Consider the following 10,895-nt stretch of genomic DNA (forward strand, 5'->3'; position numbering starts at 1 on the left):
TCCCCTCGCCGAACCAGGGCCCCACATCTGATCTGATGGAGCCTATGTCTGTCGTTCACGCCGCCACCGGAAGCGGCCATCACAACCCGTCCCAACCACCGAACCTGACCAGGGCCCAGGCCGCCGAGCGCTCGGCGGCCTTGTCGGTCCAGTCCTATCGGGTGGACCTCGATCTGACCGACGGCGCGGGTGGACCGGGTGAGAAGACCTTCGCCACCCGCAGCGAGGTGAGTTTCAGCGCGACCCCCGGCACCACCACCTTCATCGATTTCGTGGGCGACGGCATCGCGACGGCGACGCTCAACGGCAAGCCGGTCGACGTGTCCGGCTGGACCAACGCCGGCGGCCTGGCCCTGACCGACCTGGAGGCCGAGAACCTCCTGGCGATCGAGGCCGTCGGCCTGTACACGAACACCGGCGAAGGCCTGCACCGGTTCGTCGACCCGGTCGACGGCGCCGTCTACCTGTACTCGCAGTTCGAGACGGCCGATGCGAAGCGGCTCTTCGCCTGCTTCGACCAGCCGGACCTCAAGGCCAGGTTCACCTTCGACGTCACCGCTCCCGCGCACTGGCAGGTGGTGACCGGTGGTGCGGCGACCGGTGTCGACACGGCTCCGCCGGGCTCCGGCGGAGCATCGGTCCACCACTTCGCCACCACGCAGCCGATGAGCACCTACATCACGGCTCTGATCGCCGGGCCGTATCACGTCGTCCGCGACCACCACGACGGCATCGATCTGGGCCTGTACTGCCGCAGCACGCTGGCCGAACACCTCGACAGCGAGCGGATTCTCACCGAGACCAAGCAGGGCTTCGACTTCTTCCACGGTGCCTTCGGCGTCCGCTACCCGTTCGGCAAGTACGACCAGCTGTTCGTCCCCGAGTTCAACGCCGGTGCCATGGAGAACGCCGGGGCGGTGACCTTCCGGGAGGAGTACGTCTTCCGGTCCAAGGTGACCCACTACCTGTACGAGCGGCGCTGCGAAACCATCCTGCACGAGATGGCGCACATGTGGTTCGGCGACCTGGTCACCATGCGTTGGTGGGACGACCTGTGGTTGAACGAGTCCTTCGCCACCTGGGCGTCGGTGGTCGCGCAGAACTCGGCCACCGAGTACACCACCGCCTGGACCACCTTCGCCAACGTCGAGAAGTCCTGGGCCTACGTCCAGGACCAGCTGCCTTCCACCCATCCCATCGCGGCCGACATGGTCGACCTGGCGGCCGTCGAGGTCAACTTCGACGGCATCACCTACGCCAAGGGCGCCAGTGTCCTCAAGCAGCTGGCCGCCTACGTCGGCTTCGAGCCGTTCCTGGCCGGCCTTGGCACCTACTTCCGGGAGTTCGCGTTCGCCAACGCCTCTCTCGACGACCTGATGAAGCACCTGACCGATGCATCAGGACGCGACCTGTCCGGCTGGACCAGTCAGTGGCTGCAGACCACCGGCATCAACCCGTTGCACGCGGAGTTCGAAGTCGGACCGGACGGCCGCTACACCTCCTTCGAGGTGGTGCAGGGCGGCGCCGAGCCGGGCGCCGGTGAGCTGCGGACGCACCGGTTGGCGGTTGGCATCTACGACGACGCCGAGGGCCGGCTGGTCCGGACCCACCGCGTCGAGCTGGATGTCACCGGCGCCCGCACCGCCGTCCCGGGGTTGGTCGGGGTAGCGCACGGGGCGCTCGTGCTGGCCAACGACGACGACCTCACCTACTGCAAACTCGCCCTCGACCAGGATTCGCTGGCCACGGCGATCAGCCGGATCGGCGATATCGCCGACTCGCTCCCCCGCACGCTGGTCTGGTCGGCCGTGTGGGAGATGACCCGCGACGCCAAGATGCGGGCCCGCGACTTCGTCGAACTCGCGCTGACCGGCGTCCACGGCGAGGATCAGATCGGCGTCGTGCAGCGGGTGCTGTCGCAGGTGCACCTGGCCATCGGGTCGTACTCCGATCCGGACTGGGCCGCCACCACCGGATGGCCGCGGTTCACCGCCGCTCTCCTTGACCTGGCCACGTCGGCCGAGCCCGGCAGCGATGTCCAGCTGGCCGCCGTCCAGTCCCTGTGCGCCGCGTCGCTGTCGGCCGACCAGCTCGAGATCATTCAGGGCTGGCGTGACGAATCGGCGCCGCTGGCCGGCCTGACGGTCGACGCCGACCTGGCCTGGACGTTGCTCAATGCCCTCGTGGCGCACGGCGTGGCGGGGGTGGACGACATCGAGGCGGCCTCCACCGTCGATGCCACCGCATCCGGCGAGCGGCGGGCGATGACCGCCCGCTCGCTCCGGCCCGACGCCGCCGCCAAGGCTGCCGTGTGGGAACGGCTGATCGAGGACGACGGCATGGCGAATGCGATGCAGGACGCGGCCATCGCCGGTTTCTCGCACCCCGCGCAACTGGCGTTGTTGGAGCCGTACGCAACCCGCTACTTCGAGGTCGTCGACCAGGTGTGGTCGCGGCGCAGCATCGAGGTGGCACAGAAGGTGGCCGTCGGGCTCTACCCCCGATGGTCGATCCGCCCGGAGATGGTGGACCGGGCGGTCGAATGGGCCGGCGGCGAGCACGCGACGGCTCTGGCCCGCCTGGTCTCCGAGGGCCGGTCGGGCACCGAACGGGCGTTGCGGGCCCGGGCCTACGACCAGGCCTGATCGGTCGGGCCGACGACCCAGGAACGATCAAGGATCCCGTCCGCAGCCGCGGGCGGGATCCTTCACGTTGGTCGGGACGATGAACTACCAACTGCTCCGATCGGGCAGGGTCCCGGCCTGGTCGGCCAGTGTCCGGATGCCGTTGGTCAGGGCACCCATCAGGTCGCCGTTGGTCGCGGACGAGATCACGTTCAGCACGGCGAGGCGGGCCGCGCGGTCGGTGATGCGGAGCGCCGCAATGGTGCCGGTGACCACCTCCACGATGCGTTGTCCGGGCGAGATAGCCACCAGGACGGCGTTCGCCGCATCCGTCCCGAGGCCGGCCAGGAGGGTGAGCGCGGTCGCCCGCGAGTCGCTCCCGAGATCACCCAGGAACGCCGCGAACCGCAGGCCGGTCACCCGCTCGGCGCTGCTGATCACCTCGTCGAGCGTCTCGAGCTGCTTGCTGTCCAGCGGCCGTTCCGCGTCGCCGACGGGCCCCACCGTCGGCGGATGCCAGGGCGAGACGACGCCGGCGTCGGCCCTCTTCATGACCTCACCAGGTGCCACGTGCGCCTCCTTCGGTACCGGCGCCCACGAGCGCCGGGTCAGCCGGTGCCACCGGGTAGTCCCCGGCCCAGAACTGATCCGGATAGTCCCAGGTGGAGCCGGGTCGATACTTCGGACGACTCTTCACGCGGCTGGGCACCAGCGTCAGCAGGGCGATGACGCCGTACACCGCCAGCGGGCCGCCTACGTAGACCAGCACGGTCTGCAGGATGTTCACGGGTGGAACGCTATCCGACGACGCGGCCGATCCGACAGATCGGGTCCGGGTTCCCTGGTCGCCGCGTGTGGATTGCCCGGATCGAGGCGGGCATCATCCGATCCGGAGGCTCGGGCGCCGGCTCAACGCTCGGTGGGTTCGGCCACCGTGGCCGGTTCGGAGATCGGCTCGGAGACGAGCAGGTTCCTGGCCATGATCGCGCCGATCAGCAGCGCACCCACTCCGGCCAGCACGAAGGTGGCCGGAACGCCCCAGCGGTCGGCAACCAGCCCTCCCACCGCGGCGCCGATGGGGACGGCGCCCCAGGAAACCGTCCGGAAGGCACTGGAGACAGCGGCCGTCGCGTGCGGCGGCGTCCCGCGCTGCCGCCGACTGGCCGACAGAATGTTCCAGAGTCCGCCGGCGGCCCCCATGGTGGCGAACGCCACCCAGGCGACGATCTGGTGCGGCAGCACGCCGAGGAGGACGAGAGCGCCGCCGACGACCCCCACCGCCACCAGCATGAGCGACCCCGACCGATACCGGGCCGCCAACCGCGGGACGAACCCGGCCGAGATGAGCAGGCCGACGCTGTATCCGGCCAGAAGCGTCGGATACAACGACTTGGACAGGCCGATGGACTGCGTCGCGTACAGGACGAGAACCCCTTCCATCGCCCCGGCCGAGGCGGCCAGCACCGTCACCGTGATCACCAGGGACCGGAGCATCCGGTTTCCGAAGATGATCCGAAACGCCCCCGAAATGGTGGAACGGGCCGGGCCCGGCTCCGAGCCGGTTCGATCGGGCTCCGGCCGATCCGTCGGCCGGGATCCGGACAGACTTGCGACGACGCCGGCGGCGACGACGAAGATGACGCCGCCGATGGCGAACGGCACCCACGGATTCATGACGAACAAGACGCCGGCGGCCAGCGGCCCCAGCAGGTCCAGGCCGACGTTCTCGGAGCTGACGAACCGAGAATTGGCCCGCTCAAGGGCATTGAGCGGCACGATCCGGACGAGCAGCGTCTGAGCCCCGCTGTCGGCGAATGTCTCGGCCGTGGTCAACGCGAACCCGGCCACCGCGAGCAGCGGAATCGACACGAATCCGCCCAGGATGGCGACGACGAGGAGTCCGACCACGATCGCGCGGGCCAGGTTTGCTCCCGCGATCGCCCAGGCCGGACTTATCCGGTCGACCAGGATCCCGGCCGGGAGCGCCACCAGGAGCCAGGGCAGCGACGCCGCGGCCGCGACCGCGGCCACCGAGGTCGGCGACGCGTCTGTGGTGAGCGTCAGCAGGGGAAGTGCGGCGAATCTCATGCCCTCCGCGCACTGCCCGGCGAACCAGGCGATGACCAGGCGACGGAATGAAGCGGGCAACGACGACTCGTTCTGCCTCACTGGTCCCCTTTCAGCGCCTTGACCCGGACTGCGTCATCGGCAAGGGATCGACCGCTTCGACCTCTCCCGACCGGACATCCCCCACCGGACGACCGACCGCCGAGCGAAGCTCGCCTGAGGCTAGTTCGGTGGTGGAACGTGCACAACAAGGGCCGACGGCGCGCACCACGTGGGTTCCGACACCCGACCGGCGGCCACGCGATCCGGCGAAGGAGCTACATCTAGTGACCTGGATCACATTTGGGCGCTTCCAAGAGGAGGTTGAGAGGCCTGACGAAACGGCAATACAAATCATTGGGGTGAACTTCGCGAGCGCGTCCATCCTGGCGAACGGGTGATCTGACACTCACGCACGCCAAACCATCCGGCCGTCCCCCTGGCTGACTCGCATGAGAAACACGGAGCGTAACTAGCGACCGGCAGGCTTGCTCCAGGCCCTAAAAACCACGTTCTAAAATTCTCGCCAGCAGCTCCGAACGGAACGTGATTCACCCAGTGTTCAGCATTACCGGTCGCACCACAACCCTTTGGGGGCAACCGGTTCGCTGACCTTCTGGCACGTCAGGCCGGTCTGCCGCCCGATCCCGCGGTCGTCGAAAAAATTCGCGACTGAAACCCAAAGGCGTTCCGCCGAGTCCGCCAGACTTACTAGGAGCAATCATGTCGAACACTTCCTCCACTGTCCGCGGCGGCCGTTTCGGTTTCGCTGCAACGTCGAGCACGGCTCGTGGCGGCCGTTTCGGCTTCAGCACGGCGTCGGCCAGCTCCTCCACGGCTCGTGGCGGCCGTTTCGGCTTCAACACCGCCGGCGAGTGATCTGAGATCGACGCTCCACGATCGTGCTGAGCACGGGAGTCGGCGAGCCACTCGATTCGGTCGCCCCAGGCACGCGTTCACCCGGACGGCGCAATGTCGTCCTGGACTATTCGTCCCACACGCGTCACCCGCGTTGGCGGGACGCACTCGACCGGCTCATGCAGCGGTTCCGAGCCATGGATGCCAGGCCGGATCGGCGTCTTCGCTGAGCCACAGACGTCCGGCGCCTATGCGCTTCGGACTCTCCGGCACGAAGGTCAGAGCCCAGCCCAACTCCGACAGCAGTCGGTCAGCCTTCCTGGCATTGCATCTCGTACAGCAGGCAACACAATTCTCCCACGAGTGAGCACCACCACGACTCCGAGGAACTACGTGGTCGATGGTGTCTCCGGGCGCCCGACAGTAGGCGCACCGTCGCCGATCTCGTCGCAACACCCCGGTCCGAGTGATGGCTGCGGCGGGTGCGTACGGCACCCGCACGAACCGATTCAGCCGGAGCACGGCCGGGACGGCCAGCACGAAGCTGGGCGAGCGCATCTTCTCGCCCGCTGGGCGCGCCACGACACATTCGGCCTTTCCGGCCAGCATCAGCACGACCGCGCGACGACCGTTCAGCACAGCCAGCGGCTCGTGAGTGGCGTTCAGCAGCAGCACCCGTCCGGTCGCCGTCACCGGCACAGTCATGTCGACATTCACCACCCGTCAGGTCAGCAGTGATCACGGCGACACCCGAACAGCCGTCACCCGTGTTCTAGTGAACCCTGCCCGAGCCCACTGGGCCAGACTTTTCTTCCGCCACGTTGTTCCGCATCCGTCCGTCGAGCCGGGCGCCCCACCGCCGGCCCGTCGAATCTCCGCGCCGGACGTGACGGACAATGGTGCGATGAGCGCCCCCGAATCCTTCTACGACGAAGTGGGCGGCAGCCCGACTTTCACCGGGATCGTCGCCCGGTTCTACGCGATCGTCGAAGACGACCCCGTGCTGCGCCCGCTCTACCCGGAAGAGGATCTGGGGCCGGCACAGGTCCGGTTCCGGATGTTCCTGGAGCAGTACTGGGGCGGCCCCCGCACTTACTCCGACCAACGCGGGCACCCTCGCCTCAGGATGCGGCACGCGCCCTTCATCATCGGACCGGCCGAGCGCGATGCGTGGCTGGCGGCCATGGCCAAGGCCATCGAACCGGCCGGGCTGACCGATTCGGCACGTGAACGTCTGTGGGCCTATCTGGTGATGGCCGCCGACTCGATGGTCAACAGCCTGCACTGACGGCCGACCGTGGCCACCCCGATCGGGCCGGCGGCCGTCCCGGGCATGGCAAAATCGTCAGCCGTGACAACTGAAGCGGGACAACGCCCGACTGGTCGGTCCTGGTGGACCGACACGGTCGGCTACCAGATCTACATCCGGTCGTTCGCCGATTCCAATGGCGACGGGATCGGTGACCTGGCCGGCATCACCGACCACCTCGGATACCTGGAGCTTCTCGGGGTGGAAACCATCTGGATCACCCCGTTCTACCCGTCGCCCATGGCCGACGCCGGGTACGACGTCAGCGACCCACGCGGGGTCGATCCGTCCTTCGGCACTCTCGACGATTTCGACACCCTGGTGCGGCGGGCCCACGAGCATCGGTTGAAGGTCGTCATCGATCTGGTCCCCAACCACACGTCCTCCGCTCACCCGTGGTTCCAGGCCGCACTGGCCGCCCCGCCGGGAAGTCCCGAACGGGCCCGCTACCTGTTCCGGGACGGAACCGGGGCCGACGGCTCCGAACCGCCGAACAACTGGGGTTCCATCTTCGGCGGTCCGGCCTGGACCCGAGTGCCCGACGGCCAGTGGTACCTGCATCTGTTCGCCCCCGAACAGCCGGACCTGAATTGGCGCAACCCGGAGGTCCACGCCGATCTCGAACGGACCCTCACGTTCTGGCTGGATCGCGGAGTCGACGGTTTCCGGATCGACGTCGCGCACGGGATGTCCAAACCCGAGGGTCTGCCGGACGCGCCGGCCGGACATCCGTCCGCCTTCGACCGATCCGGTTACGAGCGAGCGGCCCGCGCAGCGGCCGACGCGGACGTCCACCAGCTCCAGGATCTGTCCGGCCAGGATGGCGGCGTGGTCCCGATCTCCGAAGGCGGGCGCGACCCCCGCTTCGACCACGAAGACGTCCACGACATCCACCGGTTCATCCGGTCGGTCGTCGACCGGTACCCGGACCGGATGACGGTCGGTGAGATCTGGGTCGGCGACAGCAGCTTCGCCGCCTACATCCGCCCGGACGAGCTCCACCAGGCGTTCAACTTCGCGATCCTGGAGTCCGCGTTCGACGCCACCGAACTGCGCGACGCCGTGACCCGTTCGTTGGCCGCTGCGGCCTCGGTCGATGCGGTTCCGGTGTGGACCCTGTCCAATCATGACAAGTTCCGCACCGTCACCCGGTTCGGCGGCGGTCAGGTCGGCCTCGACCGGTCCCGGGCCGCTCTGTTGATGGAGTTGGCGTTGCCTGGTTCGTGCTACCTGTACAACGGCGAAGAGCTGGGTCTGGCCAGCATCGACATCCCGGACGAGGCCCTGCGGGACCCGACATGGGTACGCAGCGGCTACACCGAACGCGGCCGCGACAACTGCCGACTGCCGCTGCCCTGGGAGGGGACCCAGACGCCCTACGGGTTCTCGACCACGGTCGACACCTGGCTGCCGGTACCGGACGAATACGGCCTGGTGACCGTCGAGAACCAACTGGAAGACCCGCGATCGACCCTGAGCCTGGTCCGGAAGGCTCTGGAACTGCGGTCGACCCGCCCCGAGTTCAGTGGTGACGCCGTCGATTGGTACGGGGCGCCGGAGGACTGCTTCGCGTTCCGGCGGCGGGGCGGAGGGCTGATCTGCGTTCTCAACTCCGGCGCGGTGCCGGTCGTGCTGCCGCCCGGCGACCTACTCTTGAGTTCGGCCGAACTCACCGACGAGGGTCTCCTGCCTGGGAATGCCGCGGCTTGGCTGGTGCCGAAGAGCTGATCCGCCCCGGGCCGACCACGGCGAGGGACGCGTGCGGCTCCCCCGCCAGAGCAACCGGGGTCGGTGGCGGACGTCTAGGGGGCGAGATGGGAATCAGCAGGATCGGACGAGTGGCGCTGGTCGGCGTGGCGGTCGTCATCTGCCTCGCCACTGCCGGAGTGGCAACCTGGGGGCTCGACCCGCAGCGGCCGGATTCGGCCACCGAACCCAACGTCACCACCTCATCCCCGGTTGTTTCTTCCGCCCCGGCGCCGATCGAACCGTCACTGCCGGTGCAGGTTGAGGTGACGGTCCCGGACCTGCCGGACCCGGCGGTGACCACCGAACCGCTGGCCACCCTGTCGGTGGATCCGACCGCGGCCTCCGGTCCCGATCCCGGCCCGATCACCGGCACCACGCCGGCCCCTGCGACCGCGCCCGGCACCTCGGCTCCCGCGTCGTCTCCGGGCCGGCCGATCGCATCCTCACCAGCGGTGGTGACGCCGACCGTCACCGCCCCGACCACGGCGGCCGCAGCAACCACCCGGTCGACCGCGCCCCCGGCCGCCGTGGTGGTCCCGTCGGCCTACGCCCACGTCCTCGGCTGGATCGGCGGCGGGAAGGTGGTCAGCCTGAGCTTCGACGACGGCCCGGGGCCGTACACGGGCCGGGTTCTCGACGTTCTGAAGAAGTACCGCATCAAGGCGACGTTCTGCCAGATCGGCGAGCAGGTCGGCAGCTACCCGGCCGTGGAGGCCCGCATCAAGGCCGAAGGGCACACGTTCTGCAACCACTCGTGGGATCACGACGAGGCCCTTCCCGCCAAGCCGGTGCCGGTGATCGATTCGGAGATCAGCCGCACCCAGCAGGCGATCAGTACCTTGACCGGAATCACGCCCAGGTACTACCGGGCGCCCGGCGGCAACTGGGGGCACGGCACCCGGCTGAAGGCGCAATTGGCCAAGCACCACACCATCCCATTGGCCTGGGCCGATGATTCGCTGGACTGGACCAAGCCGGGTGTCGGCAGGATCGTCAGCAACGTGCTGGGCAGCGTGACGCCCGGGGCCATCATCCTGATGCACGACGGTGGCGGCAATCGCGCACAAACCCTGGCCGCCCTTCCCCGGATCATCGCGGGGCTCAGGGCGATGGGCTACACCATCGCCGGACTCCCCCCGAACCCGTCGCCGTAAGGTCGCCGGCCGCCCCGCTGCGGAACGTCCCTACCGACTACAGCAGCAACGGCAGCAAGGAGTGTCGGCGACGCAGGACGGCACCGAACCGGGCGTCGATCCGCACCCAGGAGTCGGTGGCACTGACCCGGACCCGCTCGCCCTCGGCCGCCGGTGCGAAACCCATGCCGGACAGGGCGAACAACATCCGGAGCGGTACCGACACGTTCATCCCCGAGCCGGTGACGGTGAGCACCTCGGAATCCAGCAGGGCCGTCGAGGCCCCGCCGGCCGGTCCCGGATTGTCGCGGGCCTGGGAGACGCCTTGGTCGGCGAGATCCGACAGCAGCCGGGCCGGGATCTCGTCGACGCTGATCCATCCGCCCGCCGGCGGGAGTTGGGATCGCCAGGATGCGTCGATGGCCGGTCCGGGGTCGACCTCGACGCTGGCCGAGACGGCCAGCCCGGACAGCAGATTGCCGGCGTGCACCGTCACGTCCCGCGGCTCCAGAGATCCGGCGATGGTGCGCGACACCAAGGCGTCGAACGGTGTGGTCGCAAACATCCGGACCGCGGCACCGTCGGCCCGGAGCCGGACCGGACCGGCCGGATCCCAGCGGGCGACCCGCCCGGCGAAGGCGGCGGCGTCGTCCCGGTCGGCCCGATCGGCGGGCCAGAGCCGCGCCACCTCAGCCGGCCAGGTATTCGGTGAGGAAGGCTCGCTCGGCGCTGTCCCAGCGCCGGGGCCGCCAGTTCACCGGATCGACCGGCACCAGCTGGGTGGTGGCGGTGATGGACACCTGGTCGTCGACCGTGACGACATAGTCGATCGTGGTGGACACGCTCTTGAGTTCGACCACGCCCATCGAGACCTTGACCTGCTCGCCGAAGGTGATCGACCGCTTGTAGTGGACCGACATCCGTGACACGACCATGCCGCCGGTCAGCGCCGCGGCGCCGCGGCGGGTGGCCTCGGTGAACAGCCAGTCGACCCGCGCCTCCTCGAGGAGGGTCAGGGCCCGGGCATTGTTCACATGTCCGTAGGCATCCAGGTCGGACCATCGCACCCTGACGTCGGTGACGTACCGGCGACCCGGCTGGTTCTTGTGCACTGTG

The 10,895-nt window shown here is 68.8% G+C and carries 11 protein-coding genes; 5 read left to right on the forward strand and 6 right to left on the reverse strand.

Annotated elements, in window-relative coordinates; translation table 11 throughout:
• Nucleotides 1-44 precede the first annotated feature (44 nt).
• Entirely contained in the window at nucleotides 45-2,645 is a 2,601-nt protein-coding gene (gene pepN, locus BLS97_RS22050; RefSeq protein WP_090480665.1) for an aminopeptidase N, read from the forward strand.
• A gap of 84 nt (nucleotides 2,646-2,729) precedes the next feature.
• Here the strand turns inward: pepN and BLS97_RS22055 are convergent, their stop codons facing one another.
• From BLS97_RS22055 to BLS97_RS22065, 3 genes are all read right to left on the reverse strand, one after another.
• Nucleotides 2,730-3,176 carry a DUF5130 family protein gene (locus tag BLS97_RS22055; RefSeq protein ID WP_090480667.1) on the reverse strand — a complete coding sequence of 149 codons (447 nt, stop codon included), beginning with the start codon at nucleotides 3,174-3,176 and terminating at the stop codon, nucleotides 2,730-2,732.
• Between the two features lie 4 nt (nucleotides 3,177-3,180).
• Nucleotides 3,181-3,411, reverse strand: a complete 231-nt coding sequence (gene ctaJ / locus BLS97_RS22060) for an aa3-type cytochrome oxidase subunit CtaJ (protein ID WP_090480671.1) — start codon at nucleotides 3,409-3,411, stop codon at nucleotides 3,181-3,183.
• Nucleotides 3,412-3,533: 122 nt separating this feature from the next.
• A complete protein-coding gene (locus BLS97_RS22065; RefSeq protein ID WP_157695623.1) occupies nucleotides 3,534-4,772 on the reverse strand; it encodes an MFS transporter in 1,239 nt (412 codons plus the stop codon).
• Between the two features lie 681 nt (nucleotides 4,773-5,453).
• Between BLS97_RS22065 and BLS97_RS23140 the strand changes: the two genes are divergently transcribed.
• On the forward strand, nucleotides 5,454-5,609 hold the full coding sequence (locus tag BLS97_RS23140; protein ID WP_157695624.1) for a hypothetical protein: 156 nt from the start codon (nucleotides 5,454-5,456) through the stop codon (nucleotides 5,607-5,609).
• Nucleotides 5,610-5,765: 156 nt separating this feature from the next.
• Here BLS97_RS23140 and BLS97_RS22070 read toward each other — a convergent pair whose 3' ends face one another.
• Nucleotides 5,766-6,293, reverse strand: a complete 528-nt coding sequence (locus tag BLS97_RS22070) for an HNH endonuclease (protein ID WP_090480677.1) — start codon at nucleotides 6,291-6,293, stop codon at nucleotides 5,766-5,768.
• A gap of 199 nt (nucleotides 6,294-6,492) precedes the next feature.
• Between BLS97_RS22070 and BLS97_RS22075 the strand changes: the two genes are divergently transcribed.
• The 3 genes from BLS97_RS22075 to BLS97_RS22085 all read left to right on the forward strand — a co-directional run bounded on the left by BLS97_RS22075 (nucleotide 6,493) and on the right by BLS97_RS22085 (nucleotide 9,800).
• The gene (locus tag BLS97_RS22075) at nucleotides 6,493-6,876 is read left to right on the forward strand and encodes a globin (protein ID WP_090480681.1); all 384 of its coding nucleotides are present in this window, start codon (nucleotides 6,493-6,495) and stop codon (nucleotides 6,874-6,876) included.
• A gap of 45 nt (nucleotides 6,877-6,921) precedes the next feature.
• A complete protein-coding gene (locus BLS97_RS22080) occupies nucleotides 6,922-8,625 on the forward strand; it encodes a glycoside hydrolase family 13 protein (protein WP_090482931.1) in 1,704 nt (567 codons plus the stop codon).
• A gap of 86 nt (nucleotides 8,626-8,711) precedes the next feature.
• Nucleotides 8,712-9,800, forward strand: a complete 1,089-nt coding sequence (locus BLS97_RS22085) for a polysaccharide deacetylase family protein (RefSeq protein WP_090480683.1) — start codon at nucleotides 8,712-8,714, stop codon at nucleotides 9,798-9,800.
• Nucleotides 9,801-9,837: 37 nt separating this feature from the next.
• On the opposite strand, the gene BLS97_RS22090 is transcribed toward BLS97_RS22085, so the two are convergent.
• Both BLS97_RS22090 and BLS97_RS22095 read right to left on the reverse strand, forming a co-directional pair.
• A complete protein-coding gene (locus BLS97_RS22090) occupies nucleotides 9,838-10,467 on the reverse strand; it encodes a hypothetical protein (RefSeq protein ID WP_090480686.1) in 630 nt (209 codons plus the stop codon).
• Nucleotide 10,468: 1 nt separating this feature from the next.
• On the reverse strand, nucleotides 10,469-10,891 hold the full coding sequence (locus tag BLS97_RS22095) for an acyl-CoA thioesterase (RefSeq protein WP_197676315.1): 423 nt from the start codon (nucleotides 10,889-10,891) through the stop codon (nucleotides 10,469-10,471).
• Between the last annotated feature and the right edge of the window lie 4 nt (nucleotides 10,892-10,895).

This window comes from Nakamurella panacisegetis, assembly GCF_900104535.1.
GTDB classification, from domain to species: domain Bacteria; phylum Actinomycetota; class Actinomycetes; order Mycobacteriales; family Nakamurellaceae; genus Nakamurella; species Nakamurella panacisegetis.